Origin of the sequence: Fulvimonas yonginensis, assembly GCF_037137055.1 — a bacterium.
GTDB classification, from domain to species: Bacteria; Pseudomonadota; Gammaproteobacteria; order Xanthomonadales; family Rhodanobacteraceae; genus Frateuria_A; species Frateuria_A yonginensis.
The window spans coordinates 90,545-115,376 of the sequence record NZ_JBBBNY010000008.1 but is presented as its reverse complement, the minus strand read 5'-3'; the positions used below and the strand labels follow the sequence as shown (position 1 = coordinate 115,376).

Sequence of the window (24,832 nt, the reverse complement as noted above, 5' to 3'; positions counted from 1 at the left end):
GCTGAAGCATGCTGCCCGTCGTCGCCCTGGTCGGTCGCCCCAACGTCGGTAAATCGACCCTCTTCAACGCACTGACGCGCAGCCGCGATGCCCTGGTGGCCGACATGCCGGGCGTCACCCGCGACCGTCACTACGGCGTGTGCCACCTGGGCGCGCGCCCGTTCGTGGTGGTCGACACCGGCGGCCTCTCCGGCGTGGAGGAGGGCATCGACGCGCTCACCGCGCAGCAGGTGCGCCTGGCGATCGACGAGGCGCAACTGCTGGTGTTCGTGGTCGACGCGCGCGACGGCCTGCTGCCGCAGGACCAGGGCATCCTGGGCGAGCTGCGCCGCAGCGGCAAGCCGATCCTGCTGGCCGTGAACAAGACCGACGGCCTCGACGTGCCGCAGGCGCTGGCCGAGTTCGCCCGTTTCGGGCTGGCCGCCACCCTGCCGCTGTCGGCGGCGCACAACCGCGGCACCGAGGACCTGGTCGCCGCGGCGCTGCCGCTGCTGCCGCCGGACGAGGACGAGCCGCCGGAGCACGTCGAGGACGACAGCATCCGCGTCGCCATCGTCGGCCGCCCGAACGCCGGCAAGTCCACCCTGATCAACCGCCTGCTCGGCGAGAACCGGCTGATCGTTTCCGATCTGGCCGGCACTACCCGCGATCCGATCCGCGTGCCGCTCGAACGCGACGGCAAGCGCTACACGCTGATCGACACCGCCGGCGTGCGTCGCAAGGCGCGCGTGGAAGAAGGCGTGGAGAAGTTCAGCGTGATCAAGACGCTGCAGTCGATGGCGGCGGCCCAGGTGGTCGTGCTGATGATCGATGCGCGCGAGAACCTGGCCGACCAGGACCTGACCCTGATCGGCCACGCGGTCGAGGAAGGCCGCGCGCTGGTCATCGCGGTCAACAAGTGGGACGGCATGGATTCCTATCAGCGCGAGCAGTGCCAGCGCACGCTCGAGCGCAAGCTGGTGTTCGTCGACTGGGCCAAGACCGTGTTCATCTCGGCGCTGCACGGCTCGGGGCTGCGCGAGCTGATGCGCGCTGTCGTGCGCGCGCACGCCTCGGCCACGCACCCGTTGGGCTCGGCCGACCTCACCCGCACGCTGGAGAAGGCCTACGAGGCCTACCAGCCGCCGCTGGTGCGCGGCCATGCGCCCAAGCTGCGCTTCGCCCACCCGGGCGGCGCCAACCCGCCGACCATCGTCATCCACGGCAGCCGCACCAAGCACATCGCGCCGGCCTACCGCCGCTACCTCGAGAACTTCTTCCGCAAGCGCTACAAGCTGGAAGGCACGCCCATCCGCATCGAGTTCCGCGACGGCGAGAACCCCTTCGCCGGCCGCCGCAACGTGCTCACCGAAGGCCAGCAGCGCAAGCGCCAGCGCATGATCCGCGAGATGAAGCGGCGCAAGAAGTAGCCGCCGCCACCGACGCCCGCTTTCAGCAGGAGCGAGCCCGCTCCTACGGGGGCTCGAGGCAGGCAAGGTCGCCGGGCACCATGGCGTAGACCGCGGCGTCGTGCGCCTGGTCGCGGATCCACAGCCGGTGGCGCGCGATCGCCTCGAAGCGCGCTCCCGCCCGCTCGGCGACGCGCCGGCTCGCGCGGTTGTCCGGCAGGGCGACGATCTCGATCCGCGCCAGGCCCAGCTGCTCGAAGCCGAAACGGGCCGCAAGGCGGGCGGCGCGCGGCGCGATGCCCTGACCCTGGCGCGACTGGCGCACCCAGTACCCCATCGCCGCGCTGCGGTGCAGGCGGTTGCGCTGGTTCAGTCCGACGCTGCCCAGCAGCGCACCGGTCGCCTGCTCGAACACGCCGAAGGCGAAGTGCTCGTCCGCCGCCCAGCCATCCTGGCAATGGGCGATCCAGGCGCGGGCCTCGGCGAGGTCGTACCCCGCGTGGCACCAGGGCAGCCAGCGGCCGAGGCTTTCGACCGACGCATGAACCGCCTCGTACAGCGCCGGTGCATCCTCCGCGCACCAGGGGCGGATCAGCAGGGGGCCTTCGGGAAGTTCCGTCTCGAAAGGGATGGGCACGGCCGGTCCGTTTGTGCATGCTTGGCGACCCCGGGATAATAGATGCCTTTGCAGAGCAGGCATCAGCCTATGGCCGCACGCATCCTCGACGGCAAACGCATCGCGCAGGAACTGCTGGATCGCGTGGGCCGCCGCGTCGCCGAACGCAAGGCGCAGGGCCTGCCCGAGCCGGGGCTGGCGGTGGTGCTGGTGGGCGACGACGCCGCCTCGTCGGTGTACGTGCGCAACAAGCGCAAGGCCTGCCACCAGGTGGGCTTCCGTTCCTTCGATTTCGACCTGCCGGCCAGCACCACCCAGGCAGAACTGTTCGCGCTGATCGACCGGCTCAATGTCGATCCGGCCGTGCACGGCATCCTGGTGCAGTCGCCGCTGCCGCCGCACATCGACGAGGATGCGCTGGTCGATCGCATCGATGCCGGCAAGGACGTGGACGGCTTCCAGGCGGTGAACGTCGGCCGCCTGGCACTGCGCCGCTTCGGCCTTCGACCGTGCACGCCCAAGGGCGTGATGACCCTGCTCGGGCACACCGACCGCCCGGTGCGCGGCCAGCACGCGGTGGTGGTGGGCGTGTCCAACCACGTCGGCCGCCCGCTGGCGCTGGAACTGCTGATCGCCGGCTGCACCACCACCTGCTGTCATCGCTTCACCCGCGACCTGGAGAGCTACGTGCGCCAGGCCGACATCGTGATCGTCGCGGTGGGCAAGCCGGGGCTGGTCAAGGGCGAGTGGATCAAGCCGGGCGCGGTGGTGATCGACGTTGGCATCAACCGGCTGGACGACGGGCGGCTGGTGGGCGACGTCGAGTTCGCCCCGGCGGCCGAGCGCGCCAGCTGGATCACGCCGGTGCCGGGCGGCGTCGGCCCGATGACCGTGGCCACGCTGATGGAAAACACGCTCGAGGCCGCCGAAGCCCGCGCCTCCCTGTAGGAGCGAGCTCGCTCCTGCACGGCGGTCGTGGCGGTTCGGGAAGGCGATTGTGGCGGGGTAGGGGAGAGGGCGCGTATAATCCCATCTTTGCAGCGAGACCCACCCGCATGCGCATCCTCGCCGAGGCTCTGACCTACGACGACGTGTACCTCGTTCCGGCCCATTCGGCCGTCCTGCCGCGCGACGTCGACACCTCCACCCGGCTCACCCGCAACCTGCGCCTGAACATCCCGATCGTGTCCGCCGCCATGGACACCGTGACCGAGGCGCGCCTGGCCATCACCATGGCGCAGCAGGGCGGCATCGGCATCATCCACAAGAACATGACCGTCGAGCGCCAGGCCGCCGAAGTGCGTCTGGTGAAGAAGTTCGAGGCCGGCGTGATCCGCAGCCCGATCAGCGTGGGTCCGCAGACCTCGATCCGCGAAGTGCTGCAGCTGACCCGCGCGCACAACATCTCCGGCGTGCCGGTGGTGGATGGCGAGAAGCTCGTCGGCATCGTCACCAGCCGCGACCTGCGCTTCGAGCGCAAGCTGGAAGACCCGGTGCGCAACATCATGACGCGCCAGGACAAGCTGGTCACGGTGAAGGAAGGCGCCAGCCAGGATGAGGTGCTGCAACTGCTGCACAAGTTCCGCATCGAGAAGGTGCTGGTGGTCAACGACGACTTCCAGTTGCGCGGCCTGATCACGGTCAAGGACATCCAGAAGGCCCGCGACAATCCCAATGCCGCCAAGGACGCGCACGAGCGCCTGCTGGTCGGCGCAGCGGTCGGCGTGGGCGGCGACACCGAGCAGCGCGTGGAGGCGCTGGTCGACGCCGGGGTGGACGTGCTGGTGGTGGACACCGCGCACGGCCATTCGCAGGGCGTGATCGAGCGTGCCGGCTGGGTCAAGAAGCGCTATCCGCAGGTGCAGGTGATCGCCGGCAACATCGTCACCGGCGAGGCGGCGCGCGCGCTGCTCGACGCCGGCGTGGACGCGGTCAAGGTCGGCGTGGGTCCCGGCTCCATCTGCACCACCCGCGTGGTCGCCGGCGTGGGCGTGCCGCAGATCACCGCGATCGACCTGGTCGCCACCGCGCTGAAGGACGAGATCCCGCTGATCGCCGACGGCGGCATCCGCTACTCCGGCGATATTCCCAAGGCGCTGGCCGCCGGCGCGTCCAGCGTGATGCTCGGTTCGATGTTCGCCGGCACGGAGGAGTCGCCGGGCGAGGTGGAGCTGTTCCAGGGCCGCTCGTACAAGAGCTACCGCGGCATGGGCTCGCTGGGCGCGATGGCGCTGGGTTCCAAGGACCGCTACTTCCAGGACGAGGCCGACGCCGACAAGCTGGTGCCCGAGGGCATCGAGGGCCGCGTGCCGTACCGCGGCCCGCTGCGCAACATCATCCACCAGCTGATCGGCGGCCTGCGCGCCTCGATGGGCTACCTGGGCGCGGCAACCATCGAGGACGTGCGCCAGAAGGCGCAGTTCGTGAAGGTGACGTCCGCCGGCGTGACCGAGGCGCACCCGCACGACATCCAGATCACCAAGGAAGCGCCGAACTATCGGCTGAATTCGTGAGGCGGGAGACAGCGTGGGCGCGAAGGTCCGCCTTCACGAAGTCCCCGCGGGTCGGATGAAAGACGCGGCCGTGGCCGCGTTTTCCGTAGCGCAGCCAGGCTTGCCGAGCTCTTCAGCCGCGCGCATCCGCCATTCCCTTCCCATCCCTCGCGACAACCGACGGCGTCCGTAGACCGACGACGCTCAACCGCATGGCCCATCCCATGACCGACCTGCACAGCGACAAGATCCTGATCCTCGACTTCGGCGCACAGTACACCCAGCTGATCGCGCGCCGCGTGCGCGAGCTCGGGGTCTACTGCGAGATCTGGGCCTGGGACCACGACCCCTCGCAGATCGCCGGCTTCGGCGCCAGGGGCATCATCCTCTCCGGCGGCCCGGAATCCACCACGCTGCCCGGCGCGCCCGCGGCGCCGCAGGAAGTGTTCGACTCGGGCCTGCCCATCCTCGGCATCTGCTACGGCATGCAGACCCTGGCCGCGCAGCTGGGCGGCGCCACCGAGGCGGCCGACGCGCGCGAGTTCGGCCATGCCGAGGTCGACATCGTGGCGAGCAGCCGGCTGTTCGACGGGCTCACCGACCATCCGGGCGCGCACCGCCTGGACGTGTGGATGAGCCACGGCGACCACGTCAGCAAGGCACCGCCGGGCTTCGTCGTCACCGGCGTCACCGACCGCATCCCGGTCGCGGTGATGGAGAACGAGGCCAAGCGCTGGTACGGCGTGCAGTTCCACCCGGAGGTCACGCATACCAGGCAGGGCAACGCGCTGCTGCGGCGCTTCGTGGTCGACATCTGCGGCTGCGCCACGCTGTGGACCGCCGACAACATCATCGAGGACCAGATCGCGCGCGTGCGTGCCCAGGTCGGCGACGACCACGTGCTGCTGGGCCTCTCCGGCGGCGTCGATTCCTCGGTGGTCGCCGCGCTGCTGCACAAGGCGATCGGCGACCAGCTCACCTGCGTGTTCGTCGACACCGGCCTGCTGCGCTTCCAGGAAGGCGACCAGGTGATGGCCACCATGGCCGAGCACATGGGCGTCAAGGTGATCCGCGTGGACGCCGCCGACCGCTATTTCAAGGCGCTGGAAGGCGTCGCCGACCCGGAGGCCAAGCGCAAGATCATCGGCCGCCTGTTCGTGGAGATCTTCGACGAGGAGTCGGCCAAGGTCACCGCCGCCGGCAACGGCCACGTGAAGTGGCTGGCGCAGGGCACCATCTACCCGGACGTGATCGAGTCGGCCGGCAGCAAGACCGGCAAGGCCCACGTCATCAAGAGCCACCACAACGTCGGCGGCCTGCCCGAGGACATGAAGCTCGGCCTGGTCGAGCCGCTGCGCGAGCTGTTCAAGGACGAGGTGCGCCGCATCGGCGTGGCGCTGGGCCTGCCCCGGGAAATGGTCTACCGCCACCCGTTCCCAGGCCCCGGCCTGGGCGTGCGCATCCTGGGCGAGGTGAAGCGCGAGTACGCCGAGCTGCTGGCGCGCGCGGACGCCATCTTCATCGAGGAGCTGCGCAAGGCCGACCTGTACGACAGCGTGAGCCAGGCTTTCGCCGTGTTCCTGCCGGTGAAGTCGGTGGGCGTGGTGGGCGATGCACGCGCCTACGAATGGGTGATCGCTCTGCGTGCGGTCGAGACCATCGACTTCATGACCGCGCACTGGGCGCACCTGCCGTACGACTTCCTCGGCAAGGTTTCCAACCGCATCATCAACGAGCTGCGCGGCGTCTCGCGCGTGGTCTACGACATTAGCGGCAAGCCGCCCGCCACGATCGAGTGGGAGTAGGCAGCGCCGGCCGTGACGTGCGGCGGCGCGGCCGCATGGCCGGCGCCGGACCTCAGGGTAGGGCCACGCCGGTCAACTCACGAAGGCGCGCGAGGAGCGCATCCTGGAAGGCGTGGTCCGTGGCCTGCGCGGCAGGCGGCTCCGGTTTCATGTGGTGCCAGTAACGGCCACTGATGTGCGCCTCGGGGTCCGTGCTGACGGCAAGCCAGCTCTGCGTGCGCTGCCCGGTGTCGATGCCCACCGGGGCGCCAGGGCCGCCCATCCGGGTGCGCACCCAGCCGGGGTCGACGGCGCTGCTGATCACGCCGGGCCACCGGCGCGCCAGGAAGAGGGCCAGCGCCACCACGTACAGCTTGCTCTCGGCGTAGGCCCGCGAGGGGTCCCAGCGGCGTTCCTGCCAGTCGATGTCGTCCAGCGGACCTTCGCCCTGGCGATGCAGGCCGCTGCTGAGGTAGATCAGCCGGCGAGGCCGTGCCATCAGTGCCGTCAGCATGTAGGGCGCGAGGGTGTTCACCGCCAGGGTGCCGGCGTGGCCTTCGGGGGTGGTGTCGCGGCCGGGACGGGCGTACACCCCGGCGTTGTGGATGATGGCATCCATGGTTCCGATTGCGTTGACCTGCCGCGCGATGTGCCAGGTCTGGGCGCGGCTGGCCAGGTCGCCGACCGCGACGCCCGCCGCCCGCGGAACGAGGTCCGCCAGCGTCGACGCGCGTTCCCCCGACCGTGCATGCAAGACGACCTCGTGCCCTTGCCTGAGCAGCGTCCGTGCCGCCGCGCGGCCCAGGCCATCGGTACTCCCGGTGATGAAGACGCGCACGCGGCTCTCTCCCGTCTGACGCGGTCCAGCCTCTCAGGCGGAGCCGGCGTACTGGTCCACCGCGCCGGCCATTTCCTTGAGCGTCTGCTCCATCGACTTGACGCCATAAGGGTAGAAGTTCGTCTTTACCCCTGCATCCCACTGGCGCTTGAGTTCCGGATCGGACAGATCCCAATCGCCACGGATGCCGCGGGTGAGCTCGCGCAGTTCGGCATGCAGCTCGGCGGTCGACGGCCGGCCCCAGTAGTAGTAGCCATTCCAGACCCGGTGGATCTTGAGCCCCGGTCCGAGCAGGAAGGTGTGCGGGACCATCGGGTCATGCTGGGTGTCGGTGTACTCGGGGATGTCCAGCTCGTCGCGCACCTGTCTCTTCTCGTCGTAGAGGAAGGGGTAGTGCGCGTCCAGCTGCTGGCGCAGGTTGTTGGTGGTGTGCCAATCGTCGGTGGTGATCACCACCAGCCGGCAACTGCCGACCACCAGCTGCGGATAGAAGCGGTTGAGTTCCTTCAGTTGCTCGCGGTCCTTGGGGCAGAAGAAGCCGCGGATCAGCACCAGCAGCATCGGGTCGTCCTTGCCCTGCAGGGCCGAGAGCCGGCGCGGGATCCTGGTGTGATCGGGCAGCACGTAATCGGGAAAGGATTTCCCCGGAGCGATGTCGGGATTCATGGCAGCCTCGCGCCGCGGCGGATAACGCAACGCTAGTTCCCTGTGCCTCAAGTCCGGATAAAGGCGCGCAGGCGCTGTGGCCTGCTGCCAGGTCGCGGGCCTGCCACCTGGGCTGTGCCTGCATGGACGGTGCGCAACTCGCCGGGGCGCCGACCACCAGACGATCCAGGTGCGCGCGGATGCCGGCAGGACGCCCACGCGTCACCGGCGGCGAACGGCCGGGTAGATTGGTGGATGACCGCGAGCATGCCCGTTCGGTCGGGCGCCGCGGTCCGGTCGCGTGATGCGTGCATGGCGACACTCTCGCAAAGCACGGAGCGAGCGTTGCGCCGCGGCTTGGGTGAAAATACCGCGCCGGTCGCTCGCCGCTGCCGGACGTGGTTTCCATTGCCAGGCCCCTGATGACCGACCAGCCTTCCCACAGCCCCACTTTCTCGCCGGAGGACGAAGCCTGCATGCGCCGCGCCCTGCAACTGGCGGCGCATGCGCGCGATGCGGAGAACGAGGTGCCCGTCGGCGCCGTGCTGGTGCACGGGGGCGAAATCGTCGGACTGGGCTGGAACCGCAACATCACGTTGCACGACCCGACCGCGCACGCGGAGATCATGGCCCTGCGCGCGGCCGGCGAGAAGCTCGCCAACCACCGCATCGTCGGCGCCACGCTCTACGTCACGCTGGAGCCCTGCGCGATGTGCGCCATGGCGCTGGTGCACGCGCGCATCGGCCGCGTGGTGTACGCCGCCACCGACCCCAAGACGGGCGCCGCGGGGAGCGTGTTCGACACCCTGATCTCGGAGCGCCACAACCACCGCGTGCTGGTGCAGGGCGGGCTGCTGGCGGCCGAGTCGGGCGAGATGCTGCGCGAGTTCTTCCGCTCCCGCCGGTGAGGCCGCGCGACCGGGGGAAGGAGCGCGCTTGCTCGCGATGCTATCCGCCCGCTCTGGCACGCCATCAAAAGCATCGAGAGGCATCGCGAGCAAGCTCGCTCCTACAAGGCGTCGGCGACCCGGGTCCCGGCGAGCAGGAACGACAAGGCCTGGGCGCAGGGCGCCTCCACCTTCAGGCTGAGCAGCGGGTCGGCACGGGTGCGGCCCAGGTTGACCGCCGCCACCGGCTTACCGGCGCGCGCCGCGGCGTGCACGAAGCGGTAGCCGGAGAACACCATCAGCGAGGAACCGACCACCAGTACCGCGTCGGCCTCCACCACCGCCTGCATGGCCGTGGCGACCCGCTCGCGCGGCACGTTCTCGCCGAAGAACACCACGTCGGGCTTGAGCACGCCGCCGCAGGCCGGGCAGGGCGGCACCGCGAAGCGCTCGAAGTCGCGCCCGTCGAGGTCGGCGTCGCCGTCGGGCGCTTCGCTGGCCTGAAGCGCCGCCCACGCGGGATTGCGCGCCTCCAGCTCGTGCTGGAAGTCGGTGCGCGGCAGGCGCAGCTCGCAGGCCATGCAGCGCACCTGGTCGAGCCGGCCGTGCAGGTCGATCACGCGGCGGCTGCCGGCGCGCTGGTGCAGGCCGTCCACGTTCTGCGTGACCAGCATCGACAGGCGTTCCTGCGCCTCCAGTTCGCGCAGCGCGCGGTGCGTACCGTTGGGCTCGGCGCGCCCGAAATGGCGCCATCCGACCAGGCTGCGCGCCCAGTAACGCTTGCGCGCGAGCCGATCGCCCATGAAGGCCTGGTAGCTGATCGGCGGGGTGCGCTTCCAGGCGCCGTCGGCGTCGCGGTAGTCGGGGATGCCCGAGTCCGTGCTGCAGCCGGCGCCGGTGAGCACGAACAGGCGCGGATGGGTCTCGACGAAGCGGGCGAGCGCGTTGGCATGCATGGGACAAGTATGCCGCCGGCCGCCGCATATTCCATGGCGCGAGGCGCGGTTTACGGCCATCTCATCTTTCCGTGACGGGGCCTTCAGTCATCGGGCACCAAGATGCCTTTGTCGCCGCACCCCGCGCGGCCACGGGTGATGCCATGAGCCAGTCCGACCGGACCCTGAGCACGATCAACGACAGAGATCCGTTCGCGATGCGCTATTGGTCCAAGCAACTGCGTATCTCCGAGCGCGACCTGCGCGAGGCCATCGCGGCGGTCGGCACGAGCACGCAGGCGGTGCGCCAGTACACCGGGCGGCCGCAACCCAGCCACGCAGACAAGCCCCGCGGCGCCAGCCGCCGCCATCGCGGCTGATGGCCCGGGCCAAGGGGACAGCGGACGTGCCCGCATCGACCGGCACCGGCCGCACACGCAAGAAGGCTCCCGTCGACACGGCTCCGGTCCGCGCGCCGTCCGCGCAAGGCGGCACGCCCACGACCGCTGTTCCCCGCATCCTCGCCCTGCCGGCCGGGCTGGCCCCCGACAGCGGTGCGCGCACCCCCTGGCTGGACCATGCGGCGGAGCTGGGCTTCAGTCATGTCCTGGCGCCGTCCAGCCTGCTCGAGGACGGCCTGGATGCCGTATCCACCATGGTCGGGTTGTGCCGCCGACACGGCGTCGGCCTGCTGCTCGACGTGGACGTGGGGCGCCCGTTGCCGGCGGATGCCGCCGTGCGCGCCGACCATCCGGACTGGTTCCACGCGCTGCCCGATCCACAGGTGCTGCCGGACCCGCGCAATCCGGCCCGCGAGGTCGGCGTGCGCTGGCGCTACCACGACGAGGCGGTGGCTCCGGAGGCGCTGGCCTGGTGGTGCGAGCGGCTGCGTGACGCGCTGCAGGCCGGTCTGGGCGGCTTGCGGCTGCTCTCCCTGGAGGCGGCGCCCGCGGCCTGGTGGGAACATCTGGTCGACGGCCTGCGCGCCAAGGCGCCGCAGGCGCTGTTCCTGGGCTGGACGCAGGGGCTGGCGGCGGACGAACTGTCGCGGTTGCGCCAGGTGGGCTTCGACTACGCGTTCTGTTCGGCCGAATGGTGGGATTTCCGCGCCGGCTGGCTGGCGCGCGAACTGCGCCGCGTGGCCGAGGTGGCGCCGCCGCTGGCCTGCGCCGCCGCGCCTTTCGGCGATCCTGCCGCCGATCAGGTGTTCGGCGAGCGCAGGCTGGCCGAGCGGCACCGCCGCCGCGCGGCCTGGTTCGCCGCCGCCTGCGCCGGTGGCTGGCTGATGCCGGCCGGGTTCGCCCGCGACGAGGCGCGGGGCCTGGATCTCGCCGGCCAGATCCGCGAGATCAACGCCTGGCTGGCCGGATTCGAGGCGCCGGCCCGCGAGCCGCCTTCGCTGCACATCGACGATGACTGGGTCGGCATCCTGCGCCGCCAGGGCGAGCGCGCCTGGCTGGCCCTGTTCAACGCCCGGCTCGACCAGGCGGCCGAGGTCGAGATCGGCGCCATCGCCGGCGGCGCCGCCTGCGCCTACGACGACTGGACCGCGCCGGACGGCGCGCCCGCTGCCGCACCGCTCACCCTGGCGGCGGGCGAGGTGCGCCTCCTGCAGGGCAGCCGCACCCGCCCGGTGGCTGCGCGCACCAGCGCGACCGCGCAGCGCCAGGCGCTGGCCGAGGCGACGCAGGCGCCGCGCCTGGCCATCGAGGGCATCACGCCCTGCGTCGACGGCGGCCGCTTCGCGGTCAAGCGCGTGGTGGGCGATACCGTCACCGTGGAAGCCGACGTGTTCATGGACGGTCACGACAAGCTCGCCGTGGCGCTGCGCTGGCGCGCGCTGGACGAGAAGCAGTGGCACGAGCAGCACATGGAAGCGCTGGGCAACGACCGCTACCGCGGCCGTTTCACGCCCACCCGCATGGGCCGCCACGAGTACACGGTGCAGGCCTGGCGCGATGCCTACGCGAGCTACCGCCACGAGATCGTCGCCAAGCACGATGCCGGCGTGCCGATCGCGCTGGAGCTGCGCGAGGGCCAGCACCTGGTCGAACGGACCGCCGCCGGCGCGCCGCCGGCCCGGCGCAAGCCGTTGCGCGCCCTGGCCGCCACCCTGGCCAAGACCGAGGACGAGGAAGCCCGCTACCGCCTGCTGATCGCCGAGGATACCGCCCGCGCGATGGCCGAGGGCGACCTGCGTGCGTTCGCCGTGGAGCATCCGCCGCTGCCGCTGGAGGTCGACCGCCGCGCCGCCCAGTTCGCCAGCTGGTACGAGCTGTTCCCGCGCTCGGTCACCGACAGCCCCGAGCGCCACGGAACCTTCCGCGACGTGATCGGCCGCTTGCCGGCGATCCGCGCCATGGGCTTCGACGTGCTGTACTTCCCGCCGATCCACCCGATCGGCCGCGCCTTCCGCAAGGGGCGCAACAACACGCTGACGCCGGGCGAGCACGACCCGGGCAGCCCCTACGCGATCGGCTCGGCCGAGGGTGGCCACACCGCCATCCATCCCGAACTGGGCACCCTCGAGGACTTCCGCGCGCTGCGCGACGCCGCGCAGGAGCACGGCCTGGAGCTGGCGCTGGATTTCGCCATCCAGTGTTCCCCCGACCACCCCTGGCTGACCGAGCACCCCGAGTGGTTCGACTGGCGCCCGGACGGCAGCTTGCGCTACGCCGAGAACCCGCCGAAGAAATACCAGGACATCGTCAACGTCGATTTCTACGGCGAGGGTGCGATGCCTTCGCTGTGGCAGGCGCTGTGCGACGTGGTGCTGTACTGGGCCGGCGAAGGGGTGCGCATCTTCCGCGTGGACAACCCGCACACCAAGCCTTTCCCGTTCTGGGAGTGGATGATCGCGCGCGTGCGCAGCCAGTACCCGGACGCGCTGTTCCTGTCCGAGGCGTTCACGCGGCCCAGGCCGATGTACCGCTTGGCCAAGCTCGGCTTCAGCCAGTCCTACACCTACTTCACCTGGCGCCATACCAAGCAGGAGTTCATCGACTACCTGACCGAACTCACGCAGGGGCCGCCCAGGGATTTCTTCCGCCCGAACTTCTTCGTCAACACGCCGGACATCAATCCGTATTTCCTGCAGCGTTCCGGCCGCACGGGCTTCCTGATCCGCGCAGCGCTGGCGACCACGCTGTCGGGGCTGTGGGGCATGTATTCGGGCTTCGAGCTGTGCGAGTCGGTGCCGATCCCGGGCAAGGAGGAGTACCTCGATTCGGAGAAGTACGAGATCAAGCCGCGCGACTGGGAGGCGCCCGGCAACATCATCGCCGAGATCAGCCAGCTCAACGCGATCCGACGCGAGCAGCCGGCGCTGCAGAGCCACCTCCACGTGCGCTTCCTGCGCGCCGACAACGACCAGGTGCTGTTCTTCGAAAAGACCGCCCCGGGCGGGCGCGACCGCGTGCTGGTGGCGATCAATCTCGACCCGCACCACGCGCACGCGGCCGACCTGCACCTGCCGCTGGCCGACTGGGGCGTGGCCGAGGACGCGCCGCTCACCGTCGAGGACCTGCTGCGCGACGCCACCCTGACCTGGCGCGGCGGCCGCCAGCACGTGTGGCTGGGACAGGGCATGCCGTACGCGATCTGGCGGGTGGAGGCCTGAGCGATGAGCGTCCGCGCCAAGCCCTCCGGCGGCCGAGCCCGCAGCTTCATCAACGACCCGCTCTGGTACAAGGACGCGGTCATCTACCAGGTGCACGTCAAGTCCTTCTTCGATTCGAACGACGATGGCGTGGGCGACTTCCAGGGGTTGATCGACAAGCTCGACTACATCGCCGAGCTCGGCGTGAACACGCTGTGGCTGCTGCCGTTCTACTCCAGCCCGCGGCGCGACGACGGCTACGACATCTCCGAGTACAAGGCGGTGCATCCGGACTACGGCCGGCTGGCCGACGCGCGGCGCTTCATCGCCGCGGCGCACGCGCGCGGCCTGCGCGTGATCACCGAGCTGGTGATCAACCACACCTCCGACCAGCACCCGTGGTTCCAGCGCGCCCGCCATGCCAGGCGCGGCTCGGCGGCGCGCAACTTCTACGTGTGGTCGGACACCGACCAGGCCTACGCCGGCACACGCATCATCTTCCTCGACACCGAGAAGTCGAACTGGACCTGGGATGCGGTCGCCGGCCAGTACTTCTGGCACCGCTTCTTCTCGCACCAGCCTGACCTCAACTTCGACAACCCGGCGGTGGTGCGCGCCGTGCTCGGCGTGATGCGCTTCTGGCTGGACATGGGCGTGGACGGTCTGCGGCTGGATGCCGTGCCCTACCTGATCGAGCGCGAGGGCACCAACAACGAGAACCTGCCGGAGACGCACGCGATCCTGAAGCTGATCCGCAAGGAGATCGACGAGCACTATCCCGACCGCATGCTGCTGGCCGAGGCCAACCAGTGGCCGGAGGACACCCAGGACTACTTCGGCAAGGGCGACGAATGCCACATGGCGTTCCACTTTCCGCTGATGCCGCGCATGTACATGGCGATCGCGCGCGAGGACCGCTTCCCGATCACCGACATCATGCGCCAGACGCCGGCGATCCCGGACAACTGCCAGTGGGCGATCTTCCTGCGCAACCACGACGAGCTGACCCTGGAGATGGTCACCGACGCCGAGCGCGACTACCTGTGGGAGACCTACGCCGCCGACCGGCGGGCGCGCATCAACCTCGGCATCCGCCGCCGGCTCGCGCCGTTGCTCGAGCGCGACCGCCGCCGCATCGAGCTGATGAATGCGCTGCTGCTGACCATGCCGGGCACGCCGGTGCTGTACTACGGCGACGAGATCGGCATGGGCGACAACATCCACCTGGGCGACCGCGACGGCGTGCGCACGCCCATGCAGTGGTCGATGGACCGCAACGGCGGCTTCTCCAAGGCCGACCCGGCGCGGCTGGTGCTGCCGCCGATCATGGATCCGCTGTACGGCTACCAGGCGGTGAACGTGGAGGCCCAGAGTCGCGATCCGCACTCGCTGCTCAACTGGACGCGGCGGATGCTCGCCGTGCGCAAGCGCTACAAGGCCTTCGGCCGCGGCGCGATCCGGTTCCTCTATCCGGGCAACCGCAAGATCCTGGCCTACCTGCGCGAGCATGACGACGAGCAGGTGCTGTGCGTGGCCAACATGTCGCGCACCGCGCAGGCGGTGGAGCTGGACCTGGCCGCCTTCGACGGCCGCGTGCCGGTGGAGATCGTCGGCGGCACGCCGTTCCCGCCGGTGGGGCAGTTGCCCTACCTGCTGACCCTGCCGCCGTACGGCTTCTACGCCTTCCAGCTGTGCGTGCACGCGCAGATGCCGCCCTGGCACCAGCAGCCGGCCGAGCCGATGCCCGAGTACGAGACCCTGGTGCTGCGCGGGCCGCTGGCCGAAGGGCCGGTGATGGCGCACCACCAGGGCGTGCTCGAGCGCGACGTGCTGCCGACCTACCTGGGGCGGCGGCGCTGGTTCGGCGCCAAGGATCGAGGCATCGGCCAGATCAGCCTGATGTACAGCCAGCCCTGGCCCGACCGCGGCGAGGACCTGGTGGTGTCCGAGATCGTCGCCACGCTGGACGACGGCAGCATCGAGCGCTACTGCCTGCCGATGGGGATCATCTGGGAGGACGAGAACCCCTCGCCGCTGGCGCAGCAGCTCGCGCTGGCCCGCGTGCGCCGCGGCCGCCGCGTCGGCTACCTCACCGACGGCTTCGTCCTGGATGCCTTCGTCTCCGGCCTGCTGCGCGGCCTGCGCCACCGCCTGGAACTGCCGCTCAGGCGCGGCGGCGTGATCCGCTTTACCGCCACGGCGGCCTTCGATGCGATGGCCTTCGACGAAGGCGTGGAGAACCGCTGGATTTCGGCCGAGCAGTCCAACAGCTCGCTGATCGTGCACGAGCAGGGCATGCTCAAGCTGTTCCGGCACATCTCGCACGGCATCAACCCGGAACTGGAGATGGGCCGCTACCTCACCCGCGTCGGCTACGCGCACAGCCCGCCGCTGCTGGGCGAAGTGCTGCACGTGGGCGCCGACGGCGTGCCCTCGGCCCTGGCCGTGCTGCAGGGCTTCGTGCGCAACCAGGGCGATGCCTGGCGCTGGACGCTGGATTTCCTGCTGCGCAGCTACGACGAGTTCAGCCATGCCGCCGACGACGAGGCGCGTGCGGAGATCCTGGCCGGCTACGACAGCTTCGCGGCCGCCGTGGGCACCCGCCTGGGCGAGCTGCACGCGGTGCTGGCCCAGCCCAGCGACGACGAAGCGTTCCGGCCGGAGGCCGCGACCGCGGACGACACCGCGACCTGGGCCGGCGAGGCGCGCGCGCAGTTGCGGCGCGCGATGGAGGCGGTCGAGTCGATGGACCCCGCCGACATCCCGATGCGCGAGCAGCGCGAACGCCTGCTGGCCCGCCGCGACGGCCTGTGCCGGCGCATCGACGCGCTGGCCGCCCGGGGGCAGGGCGCGCTGCGCACGCGCGTGCACGGCGACTTCCACCTGGGCCAGGTGCTGGTGGTGCAGGGCGATGCGTGGCTGATCGACTTCGAGGGCGAGCCCGCGCGGCCGCTGGCCGAGCGGCGGGTGAAGACCACCCCGCTGCGCGACGTGGCCGGCTTCCTGCGCTCGCTCGACTACGCGGCCGCCGTGGCGCTGCGCGGCGAGGACGGCGTGGCGCCGCTGGAGGATCCGCTGTTCGCGCCGTTCCTCGAGCGCTTCCGCCTGCGCGCCTCGGAAGTGTTCCTGGCCGCCTACGTGGGCGTGCTCGAGCGCGCCCCGGTGCGCTGGGTGGACGCAGTGGCGCTGGTGCCGCTGCTGGAACTGTTCCTGCTGGACAAGGCCGCCTACGAGATCGCCTACGAGGCCGCCAACCGGCCCGGTTGGCTGGACGTGCCGGTGGAGGGCCTGCTGCGGCTCACCGACGAGGCGGCGATCGGGGAGGACACGTGAGCGGGTGGGAACTCCAGGGTGGCGCGGGACCGGGCGCACTCGACCCGGGCACCGTCGACGCGCTGTTGCACGCGCGGCACGGGGACCCGTTCGCCGTGCTCGGCCCGCATCCGCTGGACGGCGCACGCATCGTGCGCACGCTGCAGCCGGGAGCGCACGCGGTGGAGGCGATCGGCCCGCAAGGGGAGATGCTGGCGCCGCTGTACGAGCAGGCGCCCGGCCTGTTCGCCGGCATCGTGCCCGGCGAAGGACGTTACCGCCTGCGCGTGCACTGGCCCGGCGCCGTGCAGGAGCTGGAGGATCCCTACCGCTTCGGCCTGCTGCTCGACGAAGGCGGACTCGATGCGCTGTCGCGCGGCGAGCACCCGCAGCCGCATCACCTGCTCGGCGCGCACCCGGCGACCCGCGACGGCGTGCCGGGCGTGCGTTTCGCGGTGTGGGCGCCGAACGCGCGCCGGGTCAGCGTGATCGGCGATTTCAACCAGTGGGACGGCCGCCGGCACCCGATGCGCCTGCGCCTGCCGCACGGCGTATGGGAGCTGTTCGTGCCGGGCCTGCTGCCCGGCGCGCGCTACAAGTACGAGGTGCTGGGTGCCGACCATGTCGTGCGGCAGAAGGCCGACCCGGTGGCATGGGCCACCGAGGCGCCCCCGGCCACCGCCTCGGTGGTCGCCGACGACGCGCCGTTCCGCTGGACCGACCAGGCCTGGATGGCCGAGCGCGCCGTCCGCCAGCGCCTGGATGCGCCGCTGTCGATCTACGAACTGCACGCAGGCTCCTGGTGGCGCGACGCGCAGGGCGAGCCGCCCGGTTGGGACGGCCTGGCCGAGCGGCTGATTCCCTACGTGAGCGGCATGGGCTTCACCCACATCGAGCTGCTGCCGATCGCCGAGCACCCGTTCGGCGGCTCCTGGGGCTACCAGCCGCTGGGCCAGTACGCACCGACCGCGCGCTTCGGCCCGCCCGAGGCGTTCGCCCGCTTCGTCGACCGCTGCCACGAAGCCGGCCTGGGCGTGATCGTCGACTGGGTGCCGGCGCACTTTCCCACCGACGCGCACGGCCTGGCGCAGTTCGACGGCACCGCGCTGTACGAGCACGCGGACCCGCGCGAGGGCTTCCATCAGGACTGGAACACGCTGATCTACAACCTGGGCCGCAACGAGGTGTCCGGCTTCCTGATTGGCAGCGCGCTGGCCTGGCTGGAGCGCTTCCATGTCGACGGCCTGCGCGTGGACGCGGTCGCCTCCATGCTCTACCGCGACTACAGCCGCAAGCACGGCGAGTGGGTGCCGAACATCCACGGCGGACGCGAGAACCTCGAGTCGATCGCTTTCCTCAAGCGCTTCAACACCGTGGTGCACCAGCGCCACCCGGGCGTACTCACCATCGCCGAGGAGTCGACCGCCTGGCCGGGCGTCACGCGATCGCCGACCGAGGGCGGCCTGGGTTTCGACTACAAGTGGAACATGGGCTGGATGCACGACACGCTGCAGTACCTGTCGCGCGATCCGATCCACCGGCGCTGGCACCACCACGAGATGACCTTCTCGATGGTGTACGCGTACTCGGAACATTACGTGCTGCCGCTCTCGCACGACGAGGTAGTGCACGGCAAGCGCTCGCTGCTCGGCCGCATGCCCGGCGACGACTGGCAGCGCTTCGCCAACCTGCGCGCCTACTACGGCTTCATGTGGGGGCACCCCGGCAAGAAGCTGCTCTTCGCCGGCGGCGAACTGGCCCAGCCCACCGAATGGAACCATGACGCGCAACTGCCGTGGGAGCTGCTGGACGACCCGCGCCACCGCGGCGTGCAGCGGCTGCTGCGCGACCTCAACCGCCTGCTCGCGCGGGAGCCGGCGCTGCATGCCTGGGACGGCGAGCCGCGCGGTTTCCGCTGGGCGATCGGCGACGACGCGGACAACAGCGTGTTCGCCTGGTTGCGTTTCGCCGAGCACGCGCGGCCCGCGCTGGTGGTGAGCAACCTCACGCCCAGGCCCTTGCGCGACTACCGCATCGGCGTCCCGCGGGAAGGGCGCTGGCACGCGGCGATCGACACCGACGCGACCGCGTACGGAGGGTCCGGCGCCGGCCAGGCCGAGGCCTGGGCCGAACCCGTGCCGGTGCACGGCCAGCCGCATTCGCTGGCGCTCGCGCTGCCGCCGCTGGCCACCGTGATCTACCTGGCCGACTGAGACGCATCGAGACGCCCATGCCGATGCTGCCCGAGCGGATGCAACCCGGACGCCCGTATCCCCTGGGAGCCCAGTGCGACGGGATCGGCACCAACTTCGCGGTGTTCTCCGCGCACGCCGAGCGCATCGAACTGTGCCTGTTCGATCCGTCCGGCCGGCGCGAGATCGCCCGCTACGAGCTGCCCGAGTGCACCGACGAGATCTGGCACGGCTACCTGCCGCGCCTGCGCGGCGGCCAGCTTTACGGCTACCGCGCCTACGGGCCGTACGAGCCGGAGCAGGGGCATCGCTTCAACCCCAACAAGCTGCTGCTCGATCCCTATGCGCGCCAGCTTGCCGGACATCTGCGCTGGTCAGACGTGCTGCACGGCTACCGCGTGGCCTCGCCGCGCGCGGACCTGTCCTTCGACCGGCGCGACAGCGCCGCGGCCATGCCCAAGGCGGTCGTGGTGGACGAGCCGTTGCGCTGGAAAGGCCATGACGTGCGCCCACGCACGCCCTGGCCGCAGACGGTGATCTACGAGGCGCACGTCAGGGGCCTGACCCGCACGCTCAAGCGCGTGCGGCCGCACGAGCGCGGCACCTTCCTGGCGCTCACCGACCCGTACGTGATCGACCATCTGGTCCAGCTCGGCGTGACCGCGATCGAGCTGTTGCCGGTCCACGCCTTCGTGCAGGATCGCCGCCTGACCGAGATGAAGCTGCGCAACTACTGGGGTTACAACACGCTGGCATTCTTCGCGCCGGAGCCGACCTACCTGGCCGAAGGCACGCTGGGCGAGATCCGCGCCGCGGTGCAGGCGCTGCACGCCGCCGGCATCGAGGTGATCCTCGACGTGGTCTACAACCACACCGGTGAGGGCAGCGAGCTCGGCCCCACGTTGTCCTTCCGCGGCCTGGACAACGCCAGCTACTACCGCCTGCTGCCGGACGATCCGCGCCACTGCATCAACGACACCGGCACCGGCAACACCCTCAATACCGCGCACCCGCGCGTGCTGCAGCTGGTGATGGATTCGTTGCGCTACTGGGTGGAGGCGTTCCACGTGGACGGCTTCCGTTTCGACCTTGGCGTGACGCTGGGCCGCGAAGCACACGGCTTCGATCCCTGCGCCGGCCTGTTCGACGCCATGCGCCAGGACCCGGTGCTCAACGGCGTCAAGCTGATTTCCGAACCCTGGGACGTGGGGCCGGGCGGCTACCAGCTGGGCAACCACCCGCCCGGCTTCGCCGAGTGGAACGGCCAGTTCCGCGACGACGTGCGCCGCTTCTGGAAAGGCGATGCCGGCCTGCGCGGCGTGCTGGCCGGGCGGCTGCAGGGCTCGGCCGACCTGTTCGACCGGCAGGGCCGCCGCCCGTGGGCCTCGGTCAACTTCGTCACCGCGCACGACGGCTTCACGCTGCAGGACCTGGTCAGCTACGCGCAGAAGCACAACGAGGCCAACGGCGAGGACAACCGAGACGGCGCCAACGACAACGAAAGCAGCAACCACGGGGTCGAGGGCCCCACGGACGATCCGGCCGTGTTGCAGGCCCGCGGCCGCGCCAAGCGCGCCATGCTGGCCACCCTGCTGTTCTCGCACGGCACGCCGATGCTGCTGGGCGGCGACGAGTTCGGCCGCACCCAGGGCGGCAACAACAACGCCTACTGCCAGGACAACGAAATCTCCTGGTTCGACTGGAAGCTCGCGCAGTCCGAACGCGGCCGCGCGCTCGCCGATTACGTGGCGCGCCTGATCCGCCTGCGCGAGCAGCATCCGACGCTGAGCGCGGCGCACTTCATGCACGGCGGCGACGACCTGCTGCCGGGCCTGCCACCGGTGTCCTGGTTCAACGAGCGCGGCCAGGCCATGAGCGAAAACGAGTGGAACTACGCCGAGGGACGCCTGCTGATGCTGCGGCGCGTGCTGCCGCGGGGCCGGCGCCATCTCGACGTGACCCTGTTGCTGATCAACGGCACCGGCGAGGCCCACACCTTCGTGCTGCCGGGCCCCACGCTGCCCTGGCGCCTGCGGGTGGACAGCGCGGCGCCGGAGGCCGCCGAGCGCAACGTCGAAGGCGGCCAGCTCGAGGTGCAGGGCAGCAGCGTGGTGCTGCTCTCGGCCACGCCGCGGCGGGAGGAGGGATGAGCGCACGGTTCCGCCATGCCATGCCCTACGGCGCCGAGCTGCGCGACGACGGCGTCACCCGATTCCGCTTGTGGGCACCGGACACCGAGCACGTGCAGCTGGAACTGGACGGCCGCCTGCACCCGATGCAGGCGCTGGACGACGGCTGGCACGAATGCACCCGGCCTGCGCCGCCCGGCACGCGCTACCGCTTCGCGGTGCGCGAGGACCTGCGCGTCCCCGATCCGGCCTCGCGCCTGCAGCAGGGCGGCGACGTGCACGGCGCGAGCATCGTCGTCGATCCGCACGGCTACGCCTGGCAGCACCCGGACTGGACGGGGCGGCCCTGGCGCGAGGCGGTGGTCTACGAGCTGCACGTGGGCGTCTGCGGTGGCTTCCGCGGGGTGCGCGAGGATCTGCCGCGGCTGCACGCGCTGGGCGTCACCGCGATCGAGCTGATGCCGCTGGCGCAGTTCCCCGGCGTGCGCAACTGGGGCTACGACGGCGTGCTGCCGTTCGCGCCCGCGGCCGCCTATGGCACCCCCGAGGAGCTCAAGGCGCTGGTCGATGCCGCGCACGGGCTGGGGCTGATGGTGATCCTGGACGTGGTCTACAACCACTTCGGCCCGGACGGCAATTACCTGGGCGAGTACGCCTCGCCGTTCTTCCGCCGCGGCGGACCGGAAACCCCCTGGGGCGCCGCGATCGACGTGGCCCTGCCGCAGGTGGGCGACTTCTTCGTGCACAACGCGCTGTACTGGCTGGAGGAGTACCGTTTCGATGGCCTGCGCCTGGATGCCGTGCACGCGATCGGCAATCCCGGCTGGCTGGCCTCGCTGGCCGCACGCGTGCGCGCGGCAATGGGCCGGCGGCAGGTGCACCTGATCCTGGAGAACGAGGCCAACCAGGCGCACCTGCTCGGCGGCCCCGGCTTCGACGCGCAGTGGAACGACGACTTCCACAACGCGCTGCACGTCCTGCTCACCGGCGAGACGGGCGGCTACTACGGCGCCTACGCGGACGACCCGCTGCGGCACCTGGTGCGCTGCCTCGCGGAGGGTTTTGCCTGGCAGGGCGAGACGATGCGCGGGCGCAGCCGCGGCGAACCGAGCGCGGCGCTGAGTCCGCTGTGCTTCGTCGATTTCCTGCAGAACCACGACCAGGTCGGCAACCGCGCGCTGGGCGAGCGGCTGGAGACGCTGGTGGACGCCCGGCGCCTGGAGGCCGCCTACGCGCTGCTGCTGCTCACGCCGTCGGTGCCGATGCTGTTCATGGGCGAGGAGTGGGGCAGCCGCACGCCGTTCCTGTTCTTCACCGACCACCAGACCGAGGCCCTGCGCGAGGCCGTGCGCGAGGGACGGCGCAAGGAGTTCGCCGAGTTCGAAAGTTACGGCTGCGCCGACACGCTGCCCGACCCGAACGCCGCCTCGACCTTCGAGCGCTCGCGACCGGACCCGCACGAGGCTGCCAGCCCGCGGGGTCTGGCGCGGCTGACCCTGATCCGGCTGCTGCTGGCGCATCGCCAGCGTCACCTGGTGCCGCAGCTGGAACAGGCGCGGCCGCTCGGCGCGCAGGCGCTCGGCCCGCGTGCTCTGCGCGCCCGCTGGCGGCTCGGCGAGGCCTGCCTGTGCGTCTACAGCAACCTCGGCGACGCGCCGGTGCCCATCGACGCTGCGCCGACGCCCGATGCGCGATGGTTGCACGGCGAGGCATCGGCGCTCGCCGACCTGGCCGAGGGTCGGCTCGCGCCAGCCTGTACCCTGGTCTGTCTGGAACCCCTGCATGAGTCTGCCCGAGCGTGACGCGTCCTTCCCCTTGCGCCTGCCGGCGAACGGGGAGGGGAGCGTCCCGGGCGCGCAGGAGCCATCCCACTCCGTCGCCTTTGCACGGGCGACGTCACTCGCGCCGGTCTGCCGGAACGCGCCATGACCGATTTCGACGCGCGCCTGGTCGAACTCGCCGGGCAGGCCGGTATCGACGTGCACTGGCGCGATGCCAACGACCGGCCGCAGGAAGTGGCCATGCCCACCCTGCGTGCCGTGCTCGAGGCGCTGGACCTGCCGTGCGCCAGCGACGGCGACCTCGACCTCAGCTTCGAACGCCTGCGCCGCGAGCGCGAGGACGCCGCGCTGCCGCGTTTGCTCGTGGCTGACGCCGGCGCGACGTTCGAAGTGCCGCCCGCCGCGGCCGCGCGGCGCTACCGGTTCGAGGACGAGCAGGGCGCACCGGTGGGCGAGGGCAGCCTGCCGGCGGGCGAGCGCACCCTGCGCGCCCCCGACGGCGCCGGCTATTACCGGCTGCTGCTCGACGAGGATGCCTGCTTGCTGGCGGCCGCCCCCGCACGTGCGTTCGGCGTGGGCGACGTGGGTGGCGTGCACCGTCCCTGGGGCATTGCGGTGCAACTGGCCAGCCTGCGCCGTCCGGGCGACGGCGGCGTCGGCGACTTCACCGCGCTGGAGCAGTGCGCGCGCGCGGCGGCCGCCCGCGGCGCCGACGCGCTGGCGATCAGCCCGGTGCACGCACTGTTCGCCGCCGAGCCGGAGCGCTACAGCCCGTACGCGCCTTCCAGCCGCCTGTTCCTCAACCCGCTGTACGTCGACCCGGCGCGGGTCGGCGGTGCGAATGCGCTGCGCACGGTGGCCGACGCGCACAACCTGCGCCAGGAGCTGGCCGAACTGGAGTGGCTGGAGCTGATCGACTGGCCACGCGCGGCACGCGCGCGCATGACGCTGCTGCGCGCGCTGTTCGACTGGTCGTCCGCCGATTCCGAACTGACCCGCCAACTGTCCGCCTTCCGCTGCGCACAGGGCGAGCCGCTGGAACGGCACGCCCGCTTCGAAGCGCTGCAGTTGCACTTCCGCGCGCACGGCACGCCCGGCGGCTGGCAGGCGTGGCCGGCCGAGTACCACGACCCGACCGGCCACGCGGTGATCGAATTCGCCCGCGAGCACAGCCGCGACGTCGCCTTCCATGCCTTCCTGCAATGGCTCGCCGCGCGTGGCCTGGAGGATGCGCAGCACACCGCGCGGCGGGCTGGCATGGGCATCGGCCTGATCACCGATCTGGCGGTCGGCACCGATCCGGGCGGCAGCCAGGCCTGGAGCCACCAGGGCGAGCTGCTGCACGGACTGTCGGTGGGCGCGCCGCCGGACCTGCTCAACCGCAACGGGCAGGACTGGGGGCTGACCACCTTCTCTCCGCTGGGATTGCGACGCAGCGGCTATGCCGGCTACCTGGCGATGCTGCGCACCGCGTTGGCGCATGCGGGCGGCGTGCGCATCGACCACGTGCTCGGGCTCAAGCGATTGTGGCTGGTGCCGCACGGCGCCGGCGCCACCGGCGGCGCCTACGTGCGCTACCCGTTCGACGACCTGCTGCGCCTGCTAGCGCTGGAGTCGCAGCGCAGCCGCGCCATCGTGATCGGCGAAGACCTCGGCACGGTGCCGGCCGACTTCCGCCAGCGCATCGCGCAGGCCGGCGTGCTCGGCATCCGCGTGCTGTGGTTCGAACGCGCCGCGGACCGCGGCTTCATCGCGCCGCAGCACTGGTCGGCCGATGCGGTCGCCACCACCAGCACCCACGACGTGCCCACGGTCGCCGGCTGGTGGTGCGGGCACGACCTGCAATGGCGGTCGCGCGCGGGCCTGGCCGAGCCCGGCGTGGACGAGGCCGCCGAGCGTGCCGTCGATCGCGACCGCCTCTGGCGCGCGCTGTGCGCCTCCGGGGCAGCGCAGGACGCGGGCGGGACGCCGGACGAGAACCGGCCGCCGGCCACCGACGACACCGTGCCGGTGGCGGTCGCCGCGGCAAGCCAGGTGGCGCGCACGCCGGCGCCGCTGGTGCTGATCCCGGCCGAGGACCTGCTCGCGCTCACCGACCAGCCCAATCTTCCCGGCCCGACCGACGCGGTGCATCCCAACTGGCGGCGGCGGTTGCCCGAAAGCTCGGCCACGCTGCTGGACGGCCCGGTGGCGCAGGCCTGTTGCGGCGTAGTCGCCGCCGTGCGGGAGGCCTGA

16 protein-coding genes are annotated in these 24,832 nt (G+C 71.1%); 12 read left to right on the top strand and 4 right to left on the bottom strand.

Translation table 11 applies throughout. The features are described from left to right. Nucleotides 1–8: 8 nt before the first annotated feature. The gene (gene der, locus WAT24_RS11795) at nt 9–1,409 is read left to right on the top strand and encodes a ribosome biogenesis GTPase Der (RefSeq protein WP_336808073.1); all 1,401 of its coding nucleotides are present in this window, start codon (nt 9–11) and stop codon (nt 1,407–1,409) included. A gap of 43 nt (nt 1,410–1,452) precedes the next feature. On the opposite strand, the gene WAT24_RS11790 is transcribed toward der, so the two are convergent. Then, nucleotides 1,453–2,025 (bottom strand): GNAT family N-acetyltransferase, encoded by a 573-nt coding sequence (locus WAT24_RS11790; RefSeq protein WP_336808072.1) that lies wholly within the window; start codon nt 2,023–2,025, stop codon nt 1,453–1,455. A 69-nt stretch (nt 2,026–2,094) separates the two neighbouring features. Here WAT24_RS11790 and folD point away from each other — a divergent pair, with 69 nt between their 5' ends. The 3 genes from folD to guaA all read left to right on the top strand — a co-directional run bounded on the left by folD (nt 2,095) and on the right by guaA (nt 6,301). Continuing rightward, nucleotides 2,095–2,952: a bifunctional methylenetetrahydrofolate dehydrogenase/methenyltetrahydrofolate cyclohydrolase FolD gene (folD, locus tag WAT24_RS11785; protein WP_336808071.1), complete on the top strand. Its 858-nt coding sequence runs from the start codon at nt 2,095–2,097 to the stop codon at nt 2,950–2,952. Between the two features lie 107 nt (nt 2,953–3,059). Next, on the top strand, nt 3,060–4,517 hold the full coding sequence (gene guaB / locus WAT24_RS11780; RefSeq protein ID WP_336808070.1) for an IMP dehydrogenase: 1,458 nt from the start codon (nt 3,060–3,062) through the stop codon (nt 4,515–4,517). A 203-nt stretch (nt 4,518–4,720) separates the two neighbouring features. Continuing rightward, nucleotides 4,721–6,301, top strand: a complete 1,581-nt coding sequence (gene guaA, locus WAT24_RS11775) for a glutamine-hydrolyzing GMP synthase (protein WP_336808113.1) — start codon at nt 4,721–4,723, stop codon at nt 6,299–6,301. Nucleotides 6,302–6,353: 52 nt separating this feature from the next. Here the strand turns inward: guaA and WAT24_RS11770 are convergent, their stop codons facing one another. Beyond that, nucleotides 6,354–7,118 carry an SDR family NAD(P)-dependent oxidoreductase gene (locus WAT24_RS11770; protein WP_336808069.1) on the bottom strand — a complete coding sequence of 255 codons (765 nt, stop codon included), beginning with the start codon at nt 7,116–7,118 and terminating at the stop codon, nt 6,354–6,356. A 33-nt stretch (nt 7,119–7,151) separates the two neighbouring features. Further along, a complete protein-coding gene (locus tag WAT24_RS11765; protein ID WP_336808068.1) occupies nt 7,152–7,784 on the bottom strand; it encodes a peroxiredoxin-like family protein in 633 nt (210 codons plus the stop codon). A 401-nt stretch (nt 7,785–8,185) separates the two neighbouring features. On the opposite strand from WAT24_RS11765, the gene tadA reads away from it, so the two are divergent. Beyond that, complete coding sequence (tadA, locus tag WAT24_RS11760) at nt 8,186–8,671, top strand: tRNA adenosine(34) deaminase TadA (RefSeq protein ID WP_336808067.1); 486 nt, start codon at nt 8,186–8,188, stop codon at nt 8,669–8,671. Nucleotides 8,672–8,772: 101 nt separating this feature from the next. On the opposite strand, the gene WAT24_RS11755 is transcribed toward tadA, so the two are convergent. Beyond that, nucleotides 8,773–9,606, bottom strand: coding sequence for an NAD-dependent protein deacetylase (locus tag WAT24_RS11755; protein ID WP_336808066.1), 834 nt, complete (start codon nt 9,604–9,606; stop codon nt 8,773–8,775). A 143-nt stretch (nt 9,607–9,749) separates the two neighbouring features. On the opposite strand from WAT24_RS11755, the gene WAT24_RS11750 reads away from it, so the two are divergent. The 7 genes from WAT24_RS11750 to malQ all read left to right on the top strand — a co-directional run bounded on the left by WAT24_RS11750 (nt 9,750) and on the right by malQ (nt 24,832). Then, a complete protein-coding gene (locus WAT24_RS11750; RefSeq protein WP_336808065.1) occupies nt 9,750–9,965 on the top strand; it encodes a DUF3606 domain-containing protein in 216 nt (71 codons plus the stop codon). A gap of 26 nt (nt 9,966–9,991) precedes the next feature. Further along, nucleotides 9,992–13,204, top strand: a complete 3,213-nt coding sequence (locus tag WAT24_RS11745) for a maltotransferase domain-containing protein (RefSeq protein ID WP_336808064.1) — start codon at nt 9,992–9,994, stop codon at nt 13,202–13,204. A gap of 3 nt (nt 13,205–13,207) precedes the next feature. Next, nucleotides 13,208–16,516, top strand: a complete 3,309-nt coding sequence (gene treS / locus WAT24_RS11740; RefSeq protein ID WP_336808063.1) for a maltose alpha-D-glucosyltransferase — start codon at nt 13,208–13,210, stop codon at nt 16,514–16,516. Next, entirely contained in the window at nt 16,513–18,708 is a 2,196-nt protein-coding gene (gene glgB / locus WAT24_RS11735; protein WP_336808062.1) for a 1,4-alpha-glucan branching protein GlgB, read from the top strand. The genes treS and glgB overlap by 4 nt, the downstream gene beginning before the upstream one ends. 17 nt (nt 18,709–18,725) lie before the next feature. Next, the gene (glgX, locus tag WAT24_RS11730) at nt 18,726–20,837 is read left to right on the top strand and encodes a glycogen debranching protein GlgX (protein WP_336808061.1); all 2,112 of its coding nucleotides are present in this window, start codon (nt 18,726–18,728) and stop codon (nt 20,835–20,837) included. Beyond that, nucleotides 20,834–22,618: a malto-oligosyltrehalose trehalohydrolase gene (treZ, locus tag WAT24_RS11725; RefSeq protein WP_336808060.1), complete on the top strand. Its 1,785-nt coding sequence runs from the start codon at nt 20,834–20,836 to the stop codon at nt 22,616–22,618. Before glgX ends, treZ begins: the two co-directional genes overlap by 4 nt. 123 nt (nt 22,619–22,741) lie before the next feature. Beyond that, nucleotides 22,742–24,832 carry a 4-alpha-glucanotransferase gene (gene malQ, locus WAT24_RS11720; RefSeq protein ID WP_336808059.1) on the top strand — a complete coding sequence of 697 codons (2,091 nt, stop codon included), beginning with the start codon at nt 22,742–22,744 and terminating at the stop codon, nt 24,830–24,832.

Coding starts and splice junctions, on each gene's coding strand:
- der (WP_336808073.1), top strand. CDS start 9: ATGCTGCCCGTCGTCGCCCTGGTCGGTCGCCCCAACGTCGGTAAATCG.
- folD (WP_336808071.1), top strand. CDS start 2,095: ATGGCCGCACGCATCCTCGACGGCAAACGCATCGCGCAGGAACTGCTG.
- guaB (WP_336808070.1), top strand. CDS start 3,060: ATGCGCATCCTCGCCGAGGCTCTGACCTACGACGACGTGTACCTCGTT.
- guaA (WP_336808113.1), top strand. CDS start 4,721: ATGACCGACCTGCACAGCGACAAGATCCTGATCCTCGACTTCGGCGCA.
- WAT24_RS11765 (WP_336808068.1), bottom strand. CDS start 7,784: ATGAATCCCGACATCGCTCCGGGGAAATCCTTTCCCGATTACGTGCTG.
- tadA (WP_336808067.1), top strand. CDS start 8,186: ATGACCGACCAGCCTTCCCACAGCCCCACTTTCTCGCCGGAGGACGAA.
- WAT24_RS11755 (WP_336808066.1), bottom strand. CDS start 9,606: ATGCATGCCAACGCGCTCGCCCGCTTCGTCGAGACCCATCCGCGCCTG.
- WAT24_RS11750 (WP_336808065.1), top strand. CDS start 9,750: ATGAGCCAGTCCGACCGGACCCTGAGCACGATCAACGACAGAGATCCG.
- treS (WP_336808063.1), top strand. CDS start 13,208: ATGAGCGTCCGCGCCAAGCCCTCCGGCGGCCGAGCCCGCAGCTTCATC.
- glgX (WP_336808061.1), top strand. CDS start 18,726: ATGCCGATGCTGCCCGAGCGGATGCAACCCGGACGCCCGTATCCCCTG.
- treZ (WP_336808060.1), top strand. CDS start 20,834: ATGAGCGCACGGTTCCGCCATGCCATGCCCTACGGCGCCGAGCTGCGC.
- malQ (WP_336808059.1), top strand. CDS start 22,742: ATGACCGATTTCGACGCGCGCCTGGTCGAACTCGCCGGGCAGGCCGGT.